General features: G+C 36.3%; 18 protein-coding genes and 1 CRISPR repeat array. Of the genes, 17 read left to right on the top strand and 1 reads right to left on the bottom strand.

Annotated elements, in window-relative coordinates:
- The first annotated feature begins 2 nt into the window (after positions 1-2).
- The 17 genes from JJQ93_RS09525 to JJQ93_RS09445 all read left to right on the top strand — a co-directional run bounded on the left by JJQ93_RS09525 (position 3) and on the right by JJQ93_RS09445 (position 24,238).
- Complete coding sequence (locus tag JJQ93_RS09525) at positions 3-431, top strand: hypothetical protein (protein ID WP_274893613.1); 429 nt, start codon at positions 3-5, stop codon at positions 429-431.
- Between the two features lie 22 nt (positions 432-453).
- A complete protein-coding gene (gene csx7 / locus JJQ93_RS09520; protein ID WP_085113392.1) occupies positions 454-1,203 on the top strand; it encodes a type III CRISPR-associated RAMP protein Csx7 in 750 nt (249 codons plus the stop codon).
- On the top strand, positions 1,196-1,975 hold the full coding sequence (locus JJQ93_RS09515; protein WP_085113391.1) for an RAMP superfamily CRISPR-associated protein: 780 nt from the start codon (positions 1,196-1,198) through the stop codon (positions 1,973-1,975). Before csx7 ends, JJQ93_RS09515 begins: the two co-directional genes overlap by 8 nt.
- Positions 1,962-2,816, top strand: coding sequence for an RAMP superfamily CRISPR-associated protein (locus JJQ93_RS09510; protein WP_274893612.1), 855 nt, complete (start codon positions 1,962-1,964; stop codon positions 2,814-2,816). The genes JJQ93_RS09515 and JJQ93_RS09510 overlap by 14 nt, the downstream gene beginning before the upstream one ends.
- A 32-nt stretch (positions 2,817-2,848) precedes the next feature.
- The gene (locus JJQ93_RS09505; RefSeq protein ID WP_274893611.1) at positions 2,849-3,208 is read left to right on the top strand and encodes a hypothetical protein; all 360 of its coding nucleotides are present in this window, start codon (positions 2,849-2,851) and stop codon (positions 3,206-3,208) included.
- A gap of 147 nt (positions 3,209-3,355) precedes the next feature.
- Positions 3,356-4,096: a CRISPR-associated endoribonuclease Cas6 gene (gene cas6 / locus JJQ93_RS09500; protein ID WP_274893610.1), complete on the top strand. Its 741-nt coding sequence runs from the start codon at positions 3,356-3,358 to the stop codon at positions 4,094-4,096.
- A gap of 14 nt (positions 4,097-4,110) precedes the next feature.
- Positions 4,111-5,868 carry a TIGR02556 family CRISPR-associated protein gene (locus tag JJQ93_RS09495; protein ID WP_274893609.1) on the top strand — a complete coding sequence of 586 codons (1,758 nt, stop codon included), beginning with the start codon at positions 4,111-4,113 and terminating at the stop codon, positions 5,866-5,868.
- On the top strand, positions 5,868-6,779 hold the full coding sequence (gene cas7b, locus JJQ93_RS09490; protein ID WP_274893608.1) for a type I-B CRISPR-associated protein Cas7/Csh2: 912 nt from the start codon (positions 5,868-5,870) through the stop codon (positions 6,777-6,779). Before JJQ93_RS09495 ends, cas7b begins: the two co-directional genes overlap by 1 nt.
- 63 nt (positions 6,780-6,842) lie before the next feature.
- The gene (gene cas5b, locus JJQ93_RS09485) at positions 6,843-7,556 is read left to right on the top strand and encodes a type I-B CRISPR-associated protein Cas5b (protein WP_274893607.1); all 714 of its coding nucleotides are present in this window, start codon (positions 6,843-6,845) and stop codon (positions 7,554-7,556) included.
- Positions 7,534-9,897, top strand: a complete 2,364-nt coding sequence (locus JJQ93_RS09480; protein ID WP_085113383.1) for a CRISPR-associated helicase/endonuclease Cas3 — start codon at positions 7,534-7,536, stop codon at positions 9,895-9,897. The genes cas5b and JJQ93_RS09480 overlap by 23 nt, the downstream gene beginning before the upstream one ends.
- Positions 9,898-10,060: 163 nt before the next feature.
- Positions 10,061-15,867: a CRISPR direct-repeat array (repeat unit 30 nt; unit sequence GTTTTTAGCCTACCTATAAGGAATTGAAAC).
- 159 nt (positions 15,868-16,026) lie between these two features.
- Positions 16,027-16,524: a CRISPR-associated protein Cas4 gene (gene cas4 / locus JJQ93_RS09475; protein WP_274893606.1), complete on the top strand. Its 498-nt coding sequence runs from the start codon at positions 16,027-16,029 to the stop codon at positions 16,522-16,524.
- Positions 16,521-17,513 carry a type I-B CRISPR-associated endonuclease Cas1b gene (gene cas1b, locus JJQ93_RS09470; RefSeq protein WP_274893605.1) on the top strand — a complete coding sequence of 331 codons (993 nt, stop codon included), beginning with the start codon at positions 16,521-16,523 and terminating at the stop codon, positions 17,511-17,513. Before cas4 ends, cas1b begins: the two co-directional genes overlap by 4 nt.
- Before the next feature lie 12 nt (positions 17,514-17,525).
- Positions 17,526-17,789, top strand: a complete 264-nt coding sequence (gene cas2, locus JJQ93_RS09465) for a CRISPR-associated endonuclease Cas2 (RefSeq protein WP_085113686.1) — start codon at positions 17,526-17,528, stop codon at positions 17,787-17,789.
- A gap of 172 nt (positions 17,790-17,961) precedes the next feature.
- On the top strand, positions 17,962-19,530 hold the full coding sequence (locus tag JJQ93_RS09460; protein WP_274893604.1) for a ClC family H(+)/Cl(-) exchange transporter: 1,569 nt from the start codon (positions 17,962-17,964) through the stop codon (positions 19,528-19,530).
- 3 nt (positions 19,531-19,533) lie between these two features.
- A complete protein-coding gene (locus JJQ93_RS09455) occupies positions 19,534-20,148 on the top strand; it encodes a MarR family winged helix-turn-helix transcriptional regulator (RefSeq protein ID WP_274893603.1) in 615 nt (204 codons plus the stop codon).
- Positions 20,142-22,367: an ABC transporter ATP-binding protein gene (locus JJQ93_RS09450; RefSeq protein WP_274893602.1), complete on the top strand. Its 2,226-nt coding sequence runs from the start codon at positions 20,142-20,144 to the stop codon at positions 22,365-22,367. Before JJQ93_RS09455 ends, JJQ93_RS09450 begins: the two co-directional genes overlap by 7 nt.
- Positions 22,367-24,238 (top strand): ABC transporter ATP-binding protein, encoded by a 1,872-nt coding sequence (locus tag JJQ93_RS09445; protein WP_274893601.1) that lies wholly within the window; start codon positions 22,367-22,369, stop codon positions 24,236-24,238. Before JJQ93_RS09450 ends, JJQ93_RS09445 begins: the two co-directional genes overlap by 1 nt.
- Positions 24,239-24,279: 41 nt before the next feature.
- Here JJQ93_RS09445 and JJQ93_RS09440 read toward each other — a convergent pair whose 3' ends face one another.
- Entirely contained in the window at positions 24,280-25,128 is an 849-nt protein-coding gene (locus JJQ93_RS09440) for a 2-oxoacid:ferredoxin oxidoreductase subunit beta (RefSeq protein ID WP_085113682.1), read from the bottom strand.
- Positions 25,129-25,135: the final 7 nt, after the last annotated feature.

The raw sequence follows: 25,135 nt of genomic DNA, 5'->3' as shown, positions 1-25,135 counted from the left end.
ATATGAATATAGGCAAAGAGTTAAAGCAAAAGCTGATTGAATATTCAGATGAAATAGCATCAAAAAGAGATTTTTTATCGATTCACGCAAATGATGAAAAAGGAAGAGAAAAAGACAAGATTGGCATATCACAATACAGGACATTGGCTGAAATTGCTTCAAATATCGACTCTTATGATGAATTTGAACTTTACATAAAGTACAAAGAATCAAGGGGCAACGGCTGGAATAGCATCTTTGATGGCATGAAGTATGGAGATAAGATAATAGAATACATGAGGAAGATAAAAAATGATGTACCTGAAGATATTTTGCCAAAGGCTTTAAGTCTATTTTTTGGATATTTGTATTGGCAGTCATCTTACAGAGTAAAGCCGATGAGAAACAATGAGAGTCAAAGCGGCTATTTTAAAAATAGAAATAAGCATTAAAGGATGATAAGAGGTGATGTAGATGTTTGATAAATTTGAAAATAAGTATATTGTGAAAGGTACAATTGTAGCTTTAAAGCCTATTCACATAGGCAAAGGCCAAGAAAGCATGGATCCTACTGAAGTTGATTCACCTGTTATAAAGGATGAAAATGGTCTACCTTTAATACCTGGCTCAAGTCTAAAAGGAGTCCTTAGAAGCTTTGTTGAAAGAGTCCTTTCAAGCGGCGCTTTTGAAGGTTATAGGTCATGTCTAATAGTCAATGATGAACCTTGTGTGAGTGATGACGATGTTAAAAGATTAAAAACTAAGTACGACAAAGATTACAAAAAAATTGCAGAAGAAATATACGAAAGTTCTTGCAATGTTTGTAGGCTTTTTGGCTCAAATCATTTAGCAGCAAAACTTACTATAAAAGATTTAAATTCGATAGATGAAAAGACTTTTTTTGATATGAGAGATGGTGTTGGCATAGACAGAGATACAGGTACTGCGAAAGATGGAAAGAAGTACAATTACGAGATTACTCCATCTGGCACGAGATTTAAGCTTCACATGATAGGGGATAATCTGGATGACGACGATATAGAACTTTTAAAAATTTGCCTAAATGTGCTTAAAAATGGGCAGATATCAGTAGGAGGAATGACAAGCAGAGGTTTAGGAACTATTAAGCTTATTGATGAGAAGATCTATAAAGTCGATAAATCCAATCTAAAGGAGTACGTATCTAATGGTTTAAATGAAGAAATGAGGTGGAATGATGTTTAAAGAACTGCACAATGAAGGATATTTCAAATTTTATTTAAAGACCATGAGCCCTCTTTCAATAAAAGCCGCTGACAACAATGATTTTGATCCGACAGTGCCTGATAACAAATTTTTAAGGTCTTATAAAGATGGTAAGTTAACGGTAGTGATGCCTGGCAGCAGTATAAAAGGTGTATTTAGAAGTAGAGCAGAGAAAAAGTTAAAAGGCTGTGATATATTTGGATCCGAATATTGTGGAAAGAAGCTTAGTAGCAGTATGAATGGAAAAGAGCGGTACAGAGAAAGCTGTCCTGCATGTAAAATGTTTGGCAATACTGCTTTAAAGAGCCGAATTCTATTTAAAGATGCTTATCCAATAGGAGAAGTTAAGATGGGCAAGAGAAAGAATGTTGCCATCGATAGAATAACGGGTGCTTCAAAAGGAAAAGCGTTATTTGAGCCTGAAGTTGTAGAAGATGGCATATTTGAATGCGAAATAAAAATGGAGAATGTGTTTAATTGGCAGATTAAAGTGATTACGGAAATATTAGATGAAATCGATGATGGGTATGTAGTCTTTGGAGGCATAACATCAAGGGGTTTTGGCCGCATGGCTGTACAAGATGTTCAGCTTACAATGAGATACTACGATAGAAAAGACGTATCAGGTTATGAAGATTGTGGATTTTACATAGAGAGAAAGTTTGACAGAGAAACATTAAGAGAAAAATTATCCAAGTTGTCATTGAATGATGAGTGTTTCAGGAAGGTGGAGTTTGATGAAACCTTATAACTTTGTACCTATATTAGGTGCTAAAAAATATGTGAAATCGTCTGAGTTAAAAAGTGGTAAGCTTAGAATAAGCATTGAGGTAGTGACGCCAGTCCATATATTTTCAGGATATTACAATGAAAACGGCAGCACTGTATTTAGAGAATTTGCAAAGTACAATGGAGAGTATATCATACCTGGTTCATCTTTAAAAGGATGCGCAAGGGCCATAGCTGAGAGCGTATCAAGAAGCTGTATAAGCACAAAACAAGACATACGCAAGATTGGAAAAGATGTAAATGACCAAAATGACTGCATAATATGCGATATGTTTGGCTCATTAGGCAAGAAAAGCAGGTTGCGGTTTACTGATTTGGTACTTGTGAAAGATAATTGTGTAGAAATAATAAACATACCGACATTTTACGAACCAAAGGCAGAGAATAGCCTTTATTATGATTCTAATGGGAAATTTAAGGGAATAAAATTTTACAGCCATGGAGATGCGAATATAATAGAAAAAGGCACAGTACCTTGTGAATTTGTAATGCCGGGCAGCATATTTGAAGGGGAAGTATTTTTTGATGGCTTAGATGATAATGAATTAGATCTCTTGTGCTTTTCACTGGGATTAAGTGGCGATATCTACCTTAAATTAGGTTATGGCAAGCCTGCTTACTATGGCTCTGTAAAGGTGAAATCAATAGACGATCATATTGATGCATCGAAAAGAGCTAATAGGTATGGGGAAAATGATGGTGATGTGGCCAAGAATGTAAAAAGGTTGAAAGAGTTGCTATCTTGGAACAGAAGGCATACAAAGAGCGTTTGGCATACTGTAAACAATCAGAGAGGATACTGAGAGGTGATAAAATGCAAGACGGTATTTATGATATGGCAGTAAATATGGGGCAATACTTTGTAAAAAATAAATTGACGAATATATTAGACATTGTTATAAATCTTTTTGATAGTGCGAAGAAAGCAAGTGCTAATGAAAATGAAGTGAAAACAAAATTTTTTAATATGCTTAATCTTGTAAATAAAGATCCCTTTATGTTAGGCGGCGGGAAATCACAAAAAGAAGCATTTAAAAAGTTTGTAGAAGGGTATCTATCCATTGTGTATAAGTTTAAAAATGAAGAGTGCTGCAATATAGATTTTGCAAGACTTACGACAGATGAGATGATTTATGTTTTGTGCTGGGCTAATAGATATGTAAAGTGTTTTGGACATGATAAAAGACCTTCTTAAAAAGCGGTATCATCCGCTTATTATTTTTAAAAATTTCCATAACTTTAGCAGGAAAATGGAGGATTTTGGAGAATATATTACATTGGAAAAAATTTTAATAGGAATGTGGTGTGGATGTTCTTTTTGAAAATGAGGAGGTATCAAGTGATGAGGGTGGTATTGGAGTTCAGCGGTGACAAAGAGTTGCACTTGCCTATACAGTACAATCACATAGTGCAAGGCTTTATATATAACAGCATGACAGATGGAGATTTCAGCGCATTCATGCATGACGAAGGATTCAAACATGGAAAAAGGCAGTTTAAGTTATTTACGTATTCGAGGCTTGAAGGGGAATTTAGGCTTTTAAAAAGAGATGACAAGATATTGATAAAGCCACCATTTAAGCTTACTGTATCTTCTCCCATTGATGAGTTTATATACGACATTTCACAAAACATATTTAAAAAAGACTTTTGCGTATTCAATAACCAGACATTTAAGCTTAATTCAATAAACATCGAGAATCCACCTGTCTTTAGAGATAAGGCAAGGATAAAGTTTTTGTCACCTGTCGTCACATACTCTACAATCGAGGACAAGGGTGTAAGGTATACTTATTACTACTCACCTTGGCATGAAAACTTTTCTGATCTTTTATTAAAAAACCTATTAAAAAAGTATGAGGTAATTTATGGTGAGAAGGTAAAAGATCCATATTTTAAGTTTTATCCGATTGGCAACGAAAATGTGAAATATCAAAAAATCATGAAGTACAAAAATACAGTCATAAAAGGCTGGATGGGAATATATGATGTGGAGTGTAACCCGGATCTTTTGAAGGTTGCTTACTACTCAGGACTTGGGGCTAAAAACTCGCAAGGTTTCGGATGCTTTGAGATATTGTAAAGGGGGTGCGCAAAATGCTGGATGCTGTAAAAGACATAGGAGAGATGTCTATAAGTGCTGGAAGGAAAAGTCTCTTAGATGTTTTGATAGAAGATCCAAATCAAAATGGATCGTATAAAAACATCATAGCTATTAATTTTACAGTCGATGGTAATGATGTAAAATACAAAGATGTGACGATAGAGGAGACAGACAGCCAAAAAATATCAAGGTACTTGTACTCAAGCGCTGGTGGCAATGGCCCTGGTTATATGCCTGTCGCAAAGATTACAGAGCCTGACAAGACGTTTAACGGTAAGATTCTAAGTTGGTTTAAAATCCTTAGCAAAAAAGGATTAAACATCGATGAAGATGAAAGGCGATTTCTTGAAAATTTGAACAGTGCTATTCAAGAAAATAGAGATGAGATATTAGAAGAAATCGTGAAGTTTATCAAACAATCTTCTAAAAAGGATAAGTTTGTGCTCATGCTGAAATTCGTAGAAGGCAGTACATACAAATACATCGGCGATATGCCGCTATTTAGAAAACTCCTCGTAGATACGGACAATGAAAAATACAATAAACTTTCAGCAAATGACAAAGTATGTTCAATATGTGGTGAGAAGAAGGATTTGGTTTTTGGCAAGGTTGACACGTACGCTTTCTACACGATTGATAAAACAGGGTACATAGTCGGAGGGTTTGACGAGAAAAAATCGTGGAGAAACTTTCCTGTGTGTCCAGACTGCAGATTAAAGCTTGAAGAAGGTAAGAAGTACATAGAAAACAATTTGACATTTAAGTTTTATGGGCTCAAATATCAACTAATACCCAAATTTCTAATAGGTGAAAAATTTGTAAAAGAGGAGATATTGGACATATTCAAAGAGTCTTCAAAGCTTGTGTCCTTAAAAGAATCAACGAAAAAAAGAGTCATAACGGATGAAGACGACATAATGTATTTTTTAAAAGATGCTGATGACTCAATTTCATTAAACTATCTATTTATAGAAAAGCAAAATTCTGCTGAAAGAATACTGCTTCTTATAGAAGACGTGTTTCCTTCCCATTTAAGGGAGATTTTTAAGGCGAAAGACACAGTAGACGGCATTTTTAATGAAAACTTCACTTTCAAAAATATACGTAATTTTTTGTTTAAGTCCGACATGAAGAAGCGAGACAGCGATCTTGACGGTTACTTTTTAGATTTGACAGACAGGATCTTTAGAGGCAGGAAAATTGACATAAACTTGATACTAAAATTTATAATGAAGCGGGTAAGAGATGAATTCATTCAGGACAAATACTATCAAAGTGCTATAAAAGATGGAATGATGACAATTAAGTTTTTACAAAATTTAGGATTAGTAGAAATGGAGGTTAAAGCCATGGAGGAAAGACCATTATCAGATTTCTTTAAAAAGTACGATGAAAACTTCGAAACGCCTATCAAAAGAGGACTTGTGCTATTAGGTGCTCTTACAGAGTTGCTTCTCAGAAAGCAGTACAAAGATAGAGGTGCAAAGCCTTTCATGAAAAATCTAAAAAGCCTCAAGATGGATGAAAAAGACATAAGAGGGCTTTTGCCAAAAGTGCAGAATAAGCTTGAGGAGTACGATTCATTTGATAAAGGCAAGAGGCTGCTGGCAAAGGAGGTATCAAATTATCTTCTTTTAGCGGGAGATGATTGGCATATGCCAGTAGATGAAATAAACTTCTACTTCGCCTGTGGATTAAATCTTGCAGACGAAATAGCATCAATAATTTATAGTAAAGGGGAGGAACAATGATGAGCAACGTTATAAACAACCGCTCAGAAATACTTTTTCTTTATGATGTAAGCTTTGCAAATCCAAATGGAGACCCTGTAGACGAAAACAAGCCCAGGATCGATGAGGAAACAGGCATAAACATAGTTACAGACGTAAGACTTAAAAGGACCATAAGAGATTATTTGGCAGAGTATAAAGGAAAGGATGTGTTTATCTTAGAGACGAGAGATGAAAGCGGAAAACTGCGGACAAAAGATGATAGAATAAGCGACTTCGGGTCGAATGACGATATCATCAATAAATGTATAGATGTTAGGCTTTTTGGTGCTACGACAGCAGTGAAGGACAAAACTATGACTTTAACAGGTCCTGTTCAGTTTGGATATGGAAGGTCCCTTCACAAGGTCAACATGACTTACATAAAAGGCACAACTGTAATGCCGTCACAGAGCGGCAATGTTCAAGGAACATTTACAGAGAAATATATACTTCCATATTCTCTTATCTCGTTCTATGGTATTGTAAATGAAAATGCAGCTAAAAATCAGAATATACCGCTTACAGATGACGATGTAGATTTGATGTTGGAAGCAATGTGGAATGGCACCAAAAACCTTATGTCTAATTCAAAGATGGGCCACATGCCAAGATTTTTGCTTCAGGTAGTCATGAAAGAAAAAAATTATCAGATAGGTGAGTTAAACAAAAGGATAAAATTTGTCCATGATACAGAAGACGAAGAATTGCGGGACATACAAGATGGAAAGATCGAGATAAAAGAATTAATCGAAAGCCTTAATGCAAACAAAGGCAAAATTGAAAAGTTGAGATATGCGTTAGATGAAAGGACAATTTTTGCAGTAGATGGTGTCGTATGTGATTTTGACGATGTGGTAAAAGACTTTACTGCAGAAAAGTTAAGCTTTTAGGATAAATCAGTAAACATCTCAGGAAAAGATGATAATGAGGTTCTTGAGAAAGGAATGTATAGAATGAAGTTATTGATTTTTGACGTATACGGTGATTTTGGGCATTTTAAGAAGTACTATACCACATCATCGCCGCTTACATTTTCATTTCCCCCGCCGCCGACTATAAAAGGATTAATAGGTGCGATAGATGGAATAGGGAAAGAAGATTATTTAAAAGTTCTAAGCTCTGACAAATGCAAATTAGCGGTGAGAATTCTAAATCCAGTCAAAAAAATGAGAATGGGACTTAACCTTATAAATACAAAGGATAATTTTTGGATCCCACTGAAAAAGAAAAATCACGAAGCCCGAACGCAGGTAAAGATGGAGCTTTTAAAAGACCCTATGTACAGGATATATTTTCATCACACAGATGAAGATCTTTTTAATGACATAATTGAAAAACTAAAAAATCACAAAAATGTGTACACAGTTTCATTAGGGTTAAGTGAAATGATTGCGGATTATAGATTTGTTGGCGTGGAAGATGCTTTTGAGACTGGAGATGTTGAGACTGAGATATCCTCTGTTTTACCATATAAGTATATTTTAGAGGATAGGATAGTCTTTGAAGACGGCAAAAAATACTTTAAAGAAAAGATTCCTGCCGATATGGACGAAGAAAGAATTGTATTGGATTATGCGGATGTAGTATATGAAGCCAACGGCAAAAGCATAAGATCGTACGTATCAAATAGTTGGGTGATAAAAGATGAACACATCGTGTTTTTCTGAGCTTTATTCACACCCTGATAAATATTTAGAAGAACATTTATCAGGATGTGCAGATTTAACAGAGCAGTTTTTAGATGAAGTCAAGGTTAATTTGATGGATGAGGAGTTTCTATCAAAGCTTGTCAAGATTGTGGCTTTATGCCATGATCTTGGCAAGTCTACAGGCTTTTTTCAAGAATACTTGACTTCACAAGATAACGATAAGAAAAAAGAGCTTAAATCAAAGAAAGAAACACATCATTCACTGATTTCGGCGGTTATAGCTTATTTTGCTGTAAAGCAGGAGATAAGCGGATTAGACATTGACAATGATACTAAAATATTGCTTCCTTTTATATCGTATATAGCTGTAAAAAAGCATCACGGAAATCTGAATGATGTAGCTACAGAAGCCTCTTTAGAAGACAGCGACATAGAGATAATGAAGTCTCAACTTCATAGCATAGACGAGACAAAATTTAAGATATTAAGCGACAATTTAAAGAAAGCTGGTTTAAATATTGATCTTAATAAGACAACTATAGCTAATAATATAGAGAATATAAAAAATGAGATGAGAAGCATAAGGTCATATCTAAGGAAGATAAAGCAAAAAGAGGATTTGACGTACTATATTCTCATAAACTATGTATTTTCACTGCTTATAGATGCAGACAAAAGTGAAGTCGTGATTGGAAAGATTTCGCCATCTTATACGGAATTGACTTCAGACGCAGTTGATAAATACAAATCACAGATTAGCTACAAAGATAGCAAAATAAATGTATTAAGGGAAAATGCGTATAGAGAAGTAAATGAAAATGAGATAAATGTAGATGAAAGAATTTTATCCATAAACCTTCCTACAGGGCTTGGCAAGACTTTGGCGTCTATTTCATTTGCTTTAAAATTGAAAAAGAAGCTTTACGATGTATACAACAAAGATTTCAGGATTATCTATTCGCTTCCATTTTTAAGTATAATAGAGCAGAACTATCAGGAATTTGAAAAGATATTAAAAAGCAATAATATAGATATTAGCACAAATGTATTGTTGAAACACCACCATCTTTCAGAAGTAAAATATAGTGACAATGAAACAGAATTTGATACAGAAAAGTCAAAAATAATGATTGAAGGCTGGAATTCGGAAATCATAGTTACGACATTTATACAGCTTTTTCACACTCTTTTGTCTAACAGAAACAGCGCATTAAGAAAATTTCACAGAATAGCAAATTCCATAATAATACTTGATGAGATTCAGTCAATACCTTTTTATTACTGGAAGCTTGTGAAAGAAGTCTTAAAAGCAGTTGCATATAAATTGAATTCATACATAATATTTGTTACGGCAACACAGCCTATGATATTTGACGATAATGAGATTGGGCAGCTTACAGACAAAAGAAAGTACTTCAGTCAAATGGATAGAGTAGTAATAAGGCCAGTTTTACAAAAAGAAATGCATCTTGATGAACTAATAGATATGTTTAATTTAAGGGATGGAAGGAGCTATCTTTTTATACTGAACACCATATCATCAGCGAGACAATTTTATCAATTATTAAAAGAAAAGTTGCCGGATGAAGAGATAGTATACATGTCTACCCACGTAATACCGCATGAAAGGCTTGAAAGGATAAACCTTTTAAAGACAAATAACATAAAATACGCTGTTACCACACAACTTGTGGAGGCTGGTGTAGACATAGACTTTGACGTTGTTGTAAGAGATTTGGCACCGCTGGATTCTATAAATCAATCAGCAGGCAGGTGTAACAGAAATTGGGAGGAAAAAGGAGAAGTATATGTAGTATCATTGATTGATGAAAAAAATAGGAAATACGCTTCGAGGATTTACAATAAAGTCATGCTAAATATTACTGAAAGGATCTTGTCAGAGTACGAAACAATATCAGAAAAAGATTTTCTAGACATAATAGATCATTATTATAGGGAAATATCACAAAATCTTTCATCAAAAGAAGCACTTGACATTTTAGATGCGATTTTCAAGCTAAAGTATGACAGTGATGATGGGACGCCAAGTGTAAGCAAATTTAAACTCATTGATGATGAATACTACAAAGTAGATGTGTTTATAGAGTATAACGAAGAAGCAATAGACTTATGGCAAAGGTATACCAACCTCAAGAAAATAAAAAATCTATTTAAAAGGCGAAGTATATTTGACGAATTTAAAGCTGATTTTTATAAATACGTAATATCAATACCAGAGAAAACAGAAAACATGCCTGCAGAAGTAGAAGGCTTCAAATATGTCAATGCTGCTTCTTTAAAAGATTATTACGATAGTGAAACAGGGTTTAAAACGAGTGATGTGTTAAGCATTTGGTAAGTGTCGTCGATGTACAATAGTGCAAAAATTGCTGGACATCGACGACACATTGCTATAGCGATAAGTTGAATTTCCGGCAGTTTGTGATATAATAAAGGCATAAGCTTTACATGAGATAAATTTTGCGCAAGATAAAAGTGCTGGATTTTCTACGTTCTAACGAGTTTTTAGCCTACCTATAAGGAATTGAAACCAGACATCCATCCTGCCATATGTAGGCGGCTTGACAGTTTTTAGCCTACCTATAAGGAATTGAAACAAACTAAGGCCCAATCCTTATATGTCAGCTTCTGACGTTTTTAGCCTACCTATAAGGAATTGAAACCTGTAAGTAAATTTGATGTAAAGTTTTGGTTTTCGGGTTTTTAGCCTACCTATAAGGAATTGAAACACATAAATTGTACCGCCTACCTGCTTTGTTTGACTTAGTTTTTAGCCTACCTATAAGGAATTGAAACTTGCTTTCTTGATTGCTTTCCAATCTGCCAAAGTTAGTTTTTAGCCTACCTATAAGGAATTGAAACCCTGTTGTATTTATTGATGTTGGAGATGGAATTGCTAGTTTTTAGCCTACCTATAAGGAATTGAAACACAGAAGTGAAGCCGAAAGAGGAAATACAGCCGAAGGTTTTTAGCCTACCTATAAGGAATTGAAACTATAAAAACAAATGATAACAAATATTATACAGAGTATGTTTTTAGCCTACCTATAAGGAATTGAAACAGCCTATCGGTAGTTTTACTGTAGTAGTACCTGCGCGTTTTTAGCCTACCTATAAGGAATTGAAACAAGACTCTGCTACCTGATGGCCTTGTTACAGGAATGGTTTTTAGCCTACCTATAAGGAATTGAAACAGCTTTCTTCTCTTTTGTTCCACTCTTTTTCTAATTCTGTTTTTAGCCTACCTATAAGGAATTGAAACCGGCAATAGCTACGCTTGGCTTGATTTTGTACAAAGTTTTTAGCCTACCTATAAGGAATTGAAACTACAAATTTAAGCCCAGCAATAAAGCAATTCCGAGAGTTTTTAGCCTACCTATAAGGAATTGAAACACAACTATACCGAGCTGTTTCAATGGCTCTACTTCGGTTTTTAGCCTACCTATAAGGAATTGAAACAGTCTTCAGGCGTTGTGCAATTATAATGCTCTAGTAAGTTTTTAGCCTACCTATAAGGAATTGAAACAGAAAACTTGGCAATATGTTGAAGAAAAAAGCCATGTTTTTAGCCTACCTATAAGGAATTGAAACAGTTTAAGAGTTCCTTTTCCGTCATATCCCGTCACTGTTTTTAGCCTACCTATAAGGAATTGAAACTGAAAGACCAAGAAATCAAAGAAGCTAATACAGGCTCGTTTTTAGCCTACCTATAAGGAATTGAAACCAGGAAATTATGGCGGGATATTATATAAAATTCAATGGTTTTTAGCCTACCTATAAGGAATTGAAACACATAATCACAAAGTTTAAGTATACTTTTTGGAATTGTTTTTAGCCTACCTATAAGGAATTGAAACTTTTTAGTCACTGATTTATAAACCGTCTGAACACCGGTTTTTAGCCTACCTATAAGGAATTGAAACTTTCTATCCTGAAGTAGAGGTTCTCCACCTAATATGTTTTTAGCCTACCTATAAGGAATTGAAACCAAGGGGGAAAACAAATGAAGATAGCTTCTACACAGTTTTTAGCCTACCTATAAGGAATTGAAAGTATTGACTGTTTATTCCGATGAATATCCTGAAGATTTTGTTTTTAGCCTACCTATAAGGAATTGAAAGTAGACTTACCGGTAGAGGGGTCAGTTACATGAATAAGTTTTTAGCCTACCTATAAGGAATTGAAATCGTCGACGCCTTGCACGTCGACGACTTCTAAAAACGCGTTTTTAGCCTACCTATAAGGAATTGAAATTCCACATAGGTACAGTTCCACCAAGAACAGATTGGGTTTTTAGCCTACCTATAAGGAATTGAAATTAGGTTGCTATGCTATTCTTCGTTTTGGTATTAGACAAGTTTTTAGCCTACCTATAAGGAATTGAAATTCTTGATAAATGATTTCCCCGCAAACGTCACATGTGGGTTTTTAGCCTACCTATAAGGAATTGAAATCGATAACATAAGAACAAACCTAACATAATTACTGCAAGTTTTTAGCCTACCTATAAGGAATTGAAACCTGGAACAACTGTTATACTTATCAATCAAGTTCGTGTTTTTAGCCTACCTATAAGGAATTGAAACATAAATATAATCCTTCCAAGAGTGCCCGGCAACCGTGTTTTTAGCCTACCTATAAGGAATTGAAACTCTATTAGACTGGCTTTATTTATGCAAGTTTTGTATGTTTTTAGCCTACCTATAAGGAATTGAAACAATGAGTGTTATTTTTTTGCTCCTTTCAAGGAGGTGAGTTTTTAGCCTACCTATAAGGAATTGAAACTATGTTTTGTGTCAACAGTGTCAACAAGCTGTCAAGTTTTTAGCCTACCTATAAGGAATTGAAACCTTTTAATTCTTGCATCTCCATAGTTTATCCTCTCCTTGTTTTTAGCCTACCTATAAGGAATTGAAACATAAGAGAACTAATACATGAACTATAAATAAAAAAGCGTTTTTAGCCTACCTATAAGGAATTGAAACGATTGCGAAAGGCTGATTAGCACCGTAGAGCGTAGAGTTTTTAGCCTACCTATAAGGAATTGAAACTCGTCCTGTGGAAATACTGTGACGTTTTTGTCGTAAGTTTTTAGCCTACCTATAAGGAATTGAAACATCTCTCTTATATCGCTTTGCTTTTCTATAGCATCGTTTTTAGCCTACCTATAAGGAATTGAAACTCCGCAACGTTAAGTAGCCACGGCGTACACTCACACGTTTTTAGCCTACCTATAAGGAATTGAAACATTTTAAAAGTATGCCTGAGTATAATTGACAAAGCATGTTTTTAGCCTACCTATAAGGAATTGAAACTCCAATATTCTATATAAGCGAATGTCTTAAATGGCAGTTTTTAGCCTACCTATAAGGAATTGAAACTCTGATAATTGGGGTACTGATAATAATGCTGCTATTACGTTTTTAGCCTACCTATAAGGAATTGAAACCGCCATTCGGGCAGAATGCATATGCGAGTGATACGGGTTTTTAGCCTACCTATAAGGAATTGAAACCAAATAGAAGAAGATAACAGCTCTTTTATAGAAGCAGTTTTTAGCCTACCTATAAGGAATTGAAACATTTTTTGTTTTGTACTGCTTGCTGTGCGTTTGCTGGTTTTTAGCCTACCTATAAGGAATTGAAACAAATGTCTATTGGAGAAAATATAAAAAAGTATAGAAGTTTTTAGCCTACCTATAAGGAATTGAAACCTGCTTCCATTTGGTATAAAGAGCAAGATATAACCAGTTTTTAGCCTACCTATAAGGAATTGAAACCAGTAAATACTTCATTCAACATGGGAGGGCAAAAAGGGTTTTTAGCCTACCTATAAGGAATTGAAACCAGCAGGAACAAAGTTCACAACCGGCGCAAAATGGGTTTTTAGCCTACCTATAAGGAATTGAAACTAAACATCCATGCTTCGTCAACAATAACTATCTTTCTGTTTTTAGCCTACCTATAAGGAATTGAAACAAGACATTGTAGTATTTTAGGACTGGTATGGAAATTGTTTTTAGCCTACCTATAAGGAATTGAAACTTTTTTCATAATATCGACCTTTTCGCTCTTTTTGCGTTTTTAGCCTACCTATAAGGAATTGAAACTCTTCTTGGCAAAAGCGATATTCGCAATCCAGAGAAGTTTTTAGCCTACCTATAAGGAATTGAAACTCCAATAAAGTTACTTTTATCTCTTTTATCTTTTTTAGTTTTTAGCCTACCTATAAGGAATTGAAACTATTACCTCTTTAATTTTAGATATGTTCATAATTAGAAGTTTTTAGCCTACCTATAAGGAATTGAAACAAACACATATAAGGAAGGAATAATGCTTGAACAAACGGGTTTTTAGCCTACCTATAAGGAATTGAAACAATATTGTGCCTGTTCAAAAACCTTCATATAACTTAGTTTTTAGCCTACCTATAAGGAATTGAAACTTCAGGAAGTTAGAAAAGATTATTGTGAGTATTGCGTTTTTAGCCTACCTATAAGGAATTGAAACACACAAAAACCTTTGCGTCGCCGGTTTCTGATGCAAAAGTTTTTAGCCTACCTATAAGGAATTGAAACCAAGAAAACTTGTTGTAATACCGCCAGAAATTCCCAAGTTTTTAGCCTACCTATAAGGAATTGAAACTAGGAATTGCCCCGCTTTTCTTGGTATTTTCTTTTGTTTTTAGCCTACCTATAAGGAATTGAAACAAGGAAAAGGTGAGCTGTTGAAAGAATATGAACATTTGTTTTTAGCCTACCTATAAGGAATTGAAACTTTTTTGAACCACAAATACAGATTTGCCAGATCCAGGTTTTTAGCCTACCTATAAGGAATTGAAACTAATCACTCTTTAATAAATCCTTTGGGCGTTCCGAAGTTTTTAGCCTACCTATAAGGAATTGAAACCAAGATGTTGCAATGCTATTTAGAGATTTAAGAAGGTTTTTAGCCTACCTATAAGGAATTGAAACTCTCCTTTCTGCAATAGCGTTACTACACTGCATCGAGTTTTTAGCCTACCTATAAGGAATTGAAACCACGAAATACAATAGAAACCGAAAAGGTTGGAACATTGTTTTTAGCCTACCTATAAGGAATTGAAACAATAGTTTTGCAATGCCTGACTTCGAGCACTATCTGGTTTTTAGCCTACCTATAAGGAATTGAAACGATGCTTTAGAATTTTTGCCACATACATTGCAGTGAGTTTTTAGCCTACCTATAAGGAATTGAAACGCCGCTATTGTATTCATAATAGTTTGAAAATCAGTGGTTTTTAGCCTACTTATAAGGAATTGAAACGATACTTTGCATTGGTATAATCAGACTTCTACTATGGGTTTTTAGCCTACCTATAAGGAATTGAAACGATTGAGGCAGTGAAATTAACGACATTGACGTACAGGTTTTTAGCCTACCTATAAGGAATTGAAATTACGGAATATATTCGTAACCTTCAATATGTTCTTCGTTTTTAGCCTACCTATAAGGAATTGAAACACTTGACCATAGAAACTAATCTCTCTTTTGACGGTGGGTTTTTAGCCTACCTATAAGGAATTGAAACATTTGGATTTGCAAATAGTGCGTCAATTGATAGATAGTTTTTAGCCTACCTATAAGGAATTGAAACGGAGTGGAACCGTAGAATATTGGCTGCGGTTTATAAGTTTTTAGCCTACCTATAAGGAATTGAAACTAGCCTGCTATGCTATTTCCCATTTTGGTATTGGACAGTTTTTAGCCTACCTATAAGGAATTGAAACCACCCCCTCCGAGCACGCTTGCATATATGTAAATTATGGTTTTTAGCCTACCTATAAGGAATTGAAACTTCACAAAAGTTTTTCCGCATTTATCACATTTGAACGGGTTTTTAGCCTACCTATAAGGAATTGAAACTCGTCAAATACAACCGTATATTGCACATTAGCAGGTGTTTTTAGCCTACCTATAAGGAATTGAAACAGTATAATCTCAATCTTGCTTTTTCTGCTTCAAGTTCGTTTTTAGCCTACCTATAAGGAATTGAAACCTTCACGTGATAGCCTTTTTGCTTTTTCAAAAAAGGTAGTTTTTAGCCTACCTATAAGGAATTGAAACCAGTTTTTTCTAACCACCTATCAAGCCTGTTTTTATATGTTTTTAGTCTACCTATAAGGAATTGAAACATAGTGGGGGTGGTACAGGATTTGAAAATTATGTTGCGGGTTTTTAGCCTACCTATAAGGAATTGAAACTTAGTAACCAGTTACTCGCTAAAAAGCTTTTTCTGGGTTTTTAGCCTATCTATAAGGAATTGAAACAGTGGTTTTGAAAAGATTTCTTATACATTTCTTTTCACTGGAAAGGTGGTATAATAGCGATGTTTGTAGAGGAAAATGATGGCGATATTGTGGGAATTTCATTTGACCAGATAGGAAAAGTGGCATGGCGAATGAGAGAACACTTAAAAAGGTGATATTATGTATGAAGAAGTTACAGGCTCACTTGTGCAAAGCTACAACATTTGCAAAAGGCAGGTATGGCTTATGGCTCATCAGATAATTCCTGACCAAGAGCATCCATACATTGAGATGGGACGCTTGATCGATGACATATCTTATGACAGGGACAGGAAGAAGATAAATTTTGAGAATGTCGTCATAGATCTTGTGAGAAATGACAATGGCAATTTGTTAGTGGGCGAGATAAAGAAAAGCTCAAAAGCTGTAGAGAGTGCCAGACTTCAGCTTCTTTTTTATTTGTACAAATTGAAGCAAAGTGGCATTGATGCGAAGGGGCAGCTTTTTTTCCCCGATGAGAGAAAAAAGATTGATGTGCGTCTTACGGATGAGTCGGAGATGGAAGTTGTAAGTGCTATAAATGAAATAAGAGATATTATAAATATGGACAAGGCGCCGGCTTTTAAGAAAATACCTTACTGCAAAAATTGTGGTTATAAGGAGTTTTGCTTATCATGAAAAAGCCTGTTTACATTTTTTCAGACGGTGAATTGCATAGAAAAGACAACACATTGTATTTTGAAGGAGAAAACGGCAGGAAGTTTATACCGGTTGAAAATACTTCTGAAATAATGATTTTTGGCGAAGTTAGTCTCAACAAAAGATTTTTGGAGTTTATCTCACAATCGGAGATAATACTTCACTTCTTCAACCACTACGGCTACTACATAGGGTCATTTTATCCGAGAGAGCATTTAAACTCTGGCTACATGATATTAAAGCAAGCGGAAAATTATATTGATGAGAAGAAACGTCTATTTATAGCGCAAAGATTTGTAGAAGGTGCATATAGAAACATCCGTCAAGTTTTAAAGTACTATCAAAACCGAGGCAAAAACTTGGATGACATCATTTATGCTATAGAAAGATTAGGAGATCTGATAGCTGGAACATCTGATGTAAATGAGCTTATGGCTATTGAGGGAAATATAAGGGAGTATTACTATAAATCATTTGATGAGATATTAGGAAATAGTGATTTTGAGTTTGATGTAAGAAGCAAAAGACCGCCAAAAAATTCTCTAAATGTCCTTATAAGCTTTGGAAATTCTCTTATGTACACAACAGTACTAAGCGAAGTTTATAAGACACATTTGGACCCAAGGATAGGGTATTTGCACTCCACGAACTTCCGAAGATTTACACTAAACTTAGACGTTTCAGAGATATTTAAACCTATTATTGTAGATAGAGTCATATTTACAGTTGTGAGTAAAAATATCATCAAAAAAGATGATTTTGACCAAGATGCAGAAGGGCTCTTGCTTAAAGATAGAGCGAAGATGGCATTCATAGAGGAATACGAGAATAAACTAAAGACCACGATAAATCATAGGTCGTTAGGCAATAATGTTTCATACCGCAGGCTCATAAGGCTTGAGCTTTACAAACTGGAAAAACATCTTATGGAAGAACAAGAGTACACGCCATTTGTTGCTCAATGGTAAAAGGGTGATATTATGTTTATCATACTAGTATATGATGTAAATGAGAAAAGGGTAAATAAGGTTCTGAAGACGTGCAGAAAGTACCTAAATTGGGTACAAAATTCAGTTTTGGAAGGTGAAATATCTGATGCAAATTTTAGAAAACTAAAGAGTGAGATCTCAAAGATAATCGACAAGGAGGAGGATTCAGTAATCATATATATTTTGAGAACTACTAAGTATTCAGATAGAGAGATAATAGGGCTTGAAAAAGGCGGCGAAAGCTTGTTTGTATGAGCTACCAAAGGAAATCGCTATTTATTATTTTTTGGGTAACATCAAGAGATATTTGGTGATATTTTTGCTTTCCACTGGCGCCATAGGGAAGGTTTTTGTCCTAGCTTATCTCTTAACATATATATAAATTTGTTGTATAATTTTTTTTATGAAACGTATGGGAGGCGGACTGATGGAAAGCAGCAGCCACATTTATGAAATGTTTAAAAACAGGGAAAATTTCAAAGACAGATTGATATTAGAGGGGATAGTTGTTGGAGTTTTGATAGGATTGGTCGTATCAGCTTTAAGGTTTGTATTAGAAAAAGCTGGTATCTATCTTTTGGATGTATACAGAGTTTTAGAAACGAAGATTTACCTTTTGCCTATATGGCTTATATTTTTAGTTGCGATAGGCATATTTACAAACTATATGCTTAAATTGGAGCCTATGATCAGTGGCAGCGGCATACCGCAGGTGGAAGGGACGATTATAGGCTATTTTAAATTAAATTGGCTAAAAATATTCATTATGAAGTTTGTAGGTACGATATTGATGATTGGTGCTGGGCTGTCTTTAGGACGGGAAGGTCCATGTGTCCAGCTTGGTGCATCTTTAGGTCAAGGTGTCAGCAGGTCATTAAAAAGGATGCGCTTTGAGGAGAAGTACCTTATAACTTGCGGCGCTGGTGCTGGTTTGGCTGCAGCGTTCAATGCACCGTTAGCGGGGGTTATATTTTCTTTGGAGGAGCTTCATAAAAATTTTTCTCCAATCGTTCTTGTGTCATCAATGGTATCATCCCTTACTGCGACATATATTACAGATACTTTTTTGGGACTTAAGACGGTATTTGATATTGCTAATATGCCGATTGTTCCGTTTTCTCAATATTTTTATCTGCTGCTTTTGGGAGTGATAATAGGTTTTGGAGGTATCATATTCAACAAATCGCTTCTAAAATCGCAAGATCTGTACAATAAATATGTAAAAATACCCCAATTGAAGATCTTTATTCCTCTTTTGCTATCAGTCATTGTAGGGTTTTTTCTGCCAATGGTGCTTGGCGGTGGCGAAAGCCTTGTAGATAAGATAAGTGGTGCGGATTTAGGATTTGTATTTGTTGCCATATTGCTTATATCTAAATTCCTTTTTACAATCATAAGCTATGGGTCTGGAGTGCCGGGAGGCATATTCATGCCACTTCTTGCAATAGGTGCGCTTATAGGCAATTTATACGGCATAACTATCATTCATGCCTTTAATATAAATAGCATATACCTAAAGGACTTTGTTGTGTTAGCTATGGCTGGATATTTTGCTGCTATCGTAAGGGCCCCTATAACAGGAAGCCTCTTAGTTACGGAGATGACAGGTTCATTTAGCCATTTGCTTGCTTTAAGCACTGTATCCATAACGGCTTACATTGTATCTGGCTTTTACGGAAATGAACCAATATATGAATCGCTGCTTGATAGGATAATAAAAAGCAAAGTGAACGTGGCTAATGTCGATGAAAGTGATGATGCGGCTAAAATATTATTTGAGATGCCTGTTGCTGTAGGGTCTTTTGTAGATGGCAAAAAATTAAAAGACATAGAATGGCCTCATAGTTGCCTTGTGGTTGGAATAAAAAGAGGTGGGAAGGAGATAATACCAAAAGGAAATACGAAGATACTGGCTGGTGATTATATAGTCTTGCTGGGGAATGAAAAAGATGTTGTAAACATAAAAAACAATATAAGGAAGATGACTGAAATATAAATTATGAAAAAAGTTAATGGGATTTTCAGAAAGCCTATTGACTTTTTTATTTTGCGGCGATATAATTATTTAGCATCCGAAATATTCGCGTACAAAATATACGGTTTTGAAATGTTGAAAGAAGGTGAAGAATTTTTGAAGGAGTACAACGAAAGAATAGATGTTTTAAAGACTTTAAAGTCAATAATGAACATGATTCACAAAAACATGGAAAGCGAGTTTAAGGATCTTAAGATAACAGGACCTCAAGGCATGATCATCGGAATCCTTATGCACCATGGAGAGATGAAGATAAGCGATTTAAGTGAAAAGATGGGGCTATCAAGCAGCACTGTCTCAGGCATAGTAGACAGGCTGGAGAAGCAAGGCATGGTAAAGAGAGTAAGGAGCAGCGATGACAGGAGGGTTGTCTATGTGAAGGTAGACGAGGATTTCAAAAAGAGGTCTAAAGAAAGCTTTAAGAATATTTATGAGAGATTTGAGGCTATAATGAGCAAAGCGACAGATGAAGAACATGCTGATATCGTAAAGGGGCTTAATACCCTTAAGAAATTGATTGAATCAAGCAGTAGTCAAAGTAGTGATGATTTTAAGAAAGGTGGTTTTGATGGATGCTAAAATTACGGAAATATTTTAAGCCATACATCTTTATAACTATTGTTGCCATACTATTTATATTTGTTCAGGCAATGAGCGATTTGGCCCTTCCTGACTACATGTCAAACATAGTGAATCAAGGCATACAGCAGGGAGGCATTGTCAATGCTGTGCCGGATGCCATAAGAAAAAGCACCATGGATAAACTGACATTGTTTATGAATGACAGTGATAAAAACAATGTATTAAATGATTATGTGTTAGTTGACAAAAACAGCTCAGATTACGATAAGTACGTAAAAAAATATCCTGATTTAAAGAAAGAGCCTATATACGTATTGAAGAACATAGACAAGACAGAGATAGACAAGATAAACCTTCCGATGGGCAAGGCGTTCTTGGCTGTATCAGGTGTTGAAAAGATGAAGTCAAGCGCTAAAGGCGGATTTATCACATTTAACAACATGAAGATTCCAGCAAATGCCGATCTATTTGCGCTATTTGCAAAGATTCCTGAATCAGAGAGGCAGAAAATAACTGATGACATGAATAAGAAGTTTACTTCCCTTGGCGACAACATGGTTATACAGGCTGCTACATCGGCAGTAAAGTCAGAGTATAAATCATTGGGAGTAAATACAGACAAGATCCAAACCAACTACATTTTGTCTACAGGGCTTATAATGCTACTCATTACTCTTTTAAGCGCGGCATGTTCCATAATGGTGGGATTTTTAGGTTCCAGAGTTGCCGCTGGTTTTTCAAGGGACATAAGGAAGAAGCTCTTTACGAGAGTTGAGAGCTTTTCAAATGAAGAATTTGATAAGTTTTCCACAGCGTCTTTGATAACAAGGACCACAAACGATATAACCCAGATACAAATGCTTATCGTCTTTATGATAAGGATGATATTCTACGCTCCTATGATAGGCATAGGCGGTGTCATAAGAGCCGTTGGGAAAAGTGCGTCTATGTCATGGATAATAGCATTGGCAGTCATAGTGCTTTTAGGGTTGGTTTCAACTGTGTTTTCTATTGCATTGCCTAAATTCAAGTCTGTGCAGAAGTTGGTGGACAGGTTAAATCTTGTGGCCCGCGAGAATTTGGCTGGTATGATGGTTATAAGGGCTTTTAATACTCAAGAGTTTGAGGAAAACAGGTTTGATAAGGCAAATCGCGACATCACAAATACGATGCTATTCATAAACCGCGTCATGATCACTATGTTTCCAGTCATGATGCTTATAATGAACGGCATAACCCTTCTCATTGTATGGGTAGGTGCACATGACATTGCCAATTCGTCGATGCAGGTTGGCGACATGATGGCATTTATGCAGTATGCTATACAGATAATATTTGCCTTCCTTATGATGTCCATGATGTTTATCATGATACCGAGGGCATCTGTGTCTGCATCCCGTATTGCAGAGGTATTGGAGACACAGCCTACCGTTGTGGATCCTAAGGAAAGCAAGAAGTTTGACGATACTCAAAAAGGCGTCGTTGAATTTAGAAATGTTTCATACAAGTACCATGGAGCAGAGGAATACGCCATATCGAATATATCATTTAAAGCAGAACCGGGTAAAACTACAGCTATAATCGGCTCTACAGGTGCTGGAAAATCTACCCTTGTCAATTTGATACCGAGATTTTACGATGCCACAGAAGGTCAAGTTTTAGTAGACGGTGTAGATGTAAGGGATGTGAAGCAGCACGATTTAAGGGAAAAGATTGGCTATGTGCCTCAGAAGATTTCCCTTTTTAAAGGCACTGTCATGTCAAACATAAAGTTCGGCAATGAAAATGCTACAGATGAAGAAGTTAAAAAGGCTGCAGAAGTGGCTCAGGCAGCAGAGTTTATAGAAAGACTTCCAAATGGCTATGACAGCGAAATTTCGCAAGACGCTACAAATATTTCAGGTGGACAGAAGCAGAGGCTGTCTATCGCAAGGGCCCTTGTCAAAAAACCGGAGATATATATATTTGACGATAGCTTTTCAGCCCTTGATTTCAAGACAGATAGGGCTTTGAGAAAGGCTTTAAAGGAGTACACTGGAAATAGCACTGTCATAATAGTAGCACAGCGCATATCAACTATAATGAATGCAGATCAGATCATAGTTTTAGATGATGGCAAAATAGCTGGAATAGGCACACATGACCAGCTTATGAAAACCTGCGAGACGTATAGAGAGATCGCTTATTCGCAGCTTTCAAAGGAGGAATTGGCATAATGGATGGAAGAAACGCAAATACTCCAAGGCGGCCCGTCATGAGAGGACGTGGTCCTATGGGCGGTCACGGTCCTATGGTGGGCGGTGAGAAAGCCAACGACTTTAAAGGGACAATGAAGAAATTGATGAAGTATCTTGGCGAATACAAGATTTCCATATTTTTCGTCATACTTTTTGCGGCAGGAAGTGCAGCACTGTCTATAGCAGGGCCTAAGATACTCAGCAAGGCTATAACGAAGCTTTACGAAGGTGTCATGGCAAAGATAGCAGGTACAGGAAATATTGACTTCGACTACATTGGCAGAATAATCCTCCTGCTTATAGGCCTTTACATCTTAAGCTCAGGTCTTGGCTATATACAAGGCTGGATAATGACAAACGTGGCAATGAAAGTCACCTACAAGTTTAGGCGGGACATAATGGAGAAGATAAACCGCATGCCGCTTAAGTACTTTGACGGCACAAACCACGGTGAAATACTATCCCGTATAACAAATGATGTTGATACAATAAGCCAGACATTAAACCAGAGCATTACACAGATCATCACATCTGTCACATCGGTAATCGGTGCTTTAATAATGATGCTTACCATAAGCGTAGAGATGACAGGTGTTACATTTTTGATGATACCTGTATCAATGGGAATCATCGCTCTTATAGTACGCTTTTCCCAGAAGTACTTTAGAGAGCAGCAGGATTACCTTGGCCATGTTAATGGTCATGTAGAGGAAATGTACGGCGGACACGTAGTCATGAAGGCATTTAACTACGAAGAAAGAAGCGTAAAGAAATTTGACGAGTACAACAATGAGCTTTACAATGTGGCATGGAAATCCCAGTTTTTAACGGGGCTTATGATGCCTATAATGAACTCCGTAAGCAACTTAGGATATGTAGGCGTTGTGGTATTGGGCAGCTACCTTGTGATAAATGGCACTATACAAGTCGGTGACATACAAGCTTTCATTCAGTACGTAAGGTCATTTACACAGCCATTGGCGCAGATCGCCAACATATCCAATATACTTCAGCAGACGGCTGCATGTGCCGAGAGGGTGTTTGAGTTCTTAGACGAGGAAGAAGAAGTGCCTGAGATAGAGCATCCTGTAAAACTTGAAAATGTGGAAGGCCATGTGCAGTTTGATCACGTGCACTTTGGATACAAACCAGATAAGATAATAATAAACGACTTCTCAGCCGATATTAAACCGGGTCAAAAAGTGGCCATAGTGGGACCGACAGGTGCTGGCAAGACGACGATGGTAAAACTCCTGATGAGGTTTTACGATGTAAACGCAGGAAGGATATTGATAGATGGACATGACATTAGAGAATTTACCAGAAGCGATTTAAGGTCATTGTTTGGCATGGTATTGCAGGATACTTGGCTTTACAACGGCACCATCATGGACAATATAAGGTACGGAAACTTAAATGCCACAGATGAAGAAGTCATAAAAGCCGCAAAAGCAGCTCATGTAGATCACTTCGTTCACACGCTGCCAGATGGTTACAACATGGTTTTAAACGAAGAAGCATCAAACGTATCACAAGGGCAGAAACAGCTTATAACTATAGCCAGAGCCATACTTAAAGATCCAAAGATATTGATACTGGACGAAGCCACCAGCTCTGTTGACACACGTACAGAGATCCTCATACAGAAGGCAATGGATAACCTTATGAAAAACCGCACAAGTTTCATCATTGCCCACAGGCTTTCTACGATTAGAGATGCTGATCTCATACTTGTCATGGATCACGGTGATATTGTAGAGCAAGGCACCCACAAAGAGCTTCTTGCAAAAGGCGGATTTTACGCTAAGCTTTACAATAGCCAGTTTGAAGATGAAGAAGTCGCAAGCTAATAAAAAGGGAACCATCCAAATAGGTGGTTCCTTTTTTTCAATTATCTAAAGTCATCTAAGTATTTTTCCGCCATCATCGGGTCCAATTTAGCATCTACCAATGGTGGACCATCCTTCAAAAAGCTTATATTATCTATATACGTAGGTTTTTCCACCTTGTATATTATGCCTATCGGTATCCTGTCGCCCCACTCATCAGCTACTTTGAAGGCATTGTCTAAATCGGTGTAGTCGTAGTCGTCTGGAAGCTCATACACCCTGTCATTGTACCATTTAAACGTATTTACCTTATTAAATGTGACACATGGCTGGAAGATGTCTAAAAGAGCATAGCCGTCGTACATTATGGCTTCTTTCATCATCTTCTTAAGATGTTCATAATTTCCAGAAAAGCTTCTTGCTACAAATCCAGCTCCCATTGTGAGAGCCAGCTTTATTGGTTTTACAGGGTCTAAGATTACGCCATCAAATTGCAAACTTGTCTTTTGACCTTTTGCCGTCGTAGGTGATGCTTGACCTTTTGTCAAGCCGTATATTTGGTTGTCGTGGACGAAGTGGGCAATGTTGGCGTTTCTCCTTATTGCGTGTATAAAGTGGTTTCCACCTTCACCGTACGTATCGCCATCTCCGGAGTCTATTATCACTTTAAGGTCCTTGTTTACGATGTTTATGGCTGTGGCAGGAGGCAAAGCCCTTCCGTGAAGGCCGTTAAACCCGTTTACGTTTATGTAGTGTGGCATCTTTGCGGCCTGCCCTATTCCTGATGCTATCACAACTTGATGTGGCTTTAGGCCAAGCTCAGTAAGGGCATCCTTTAAAGCGTTAAGTATGCCGAAATTTCCACATCCAGGGCACCACGCCGTTTCATAGGTTTCAAATGCGGTGTTCATAAAATCA

The sequence above is a fragment of the Thermoanaerobacterium sp. R66 genome, from assembly GCF_028895185.1.
GTDB lineage: Bacteria > Bacillota > Thermoanaerobacteria > Thermoanaerobacterales > Thermoanaerobacteraceae > Thermoanaerobacterium.
This window is presented reverse-complemented; position numbering and strand designations above follow the sequence as displayed.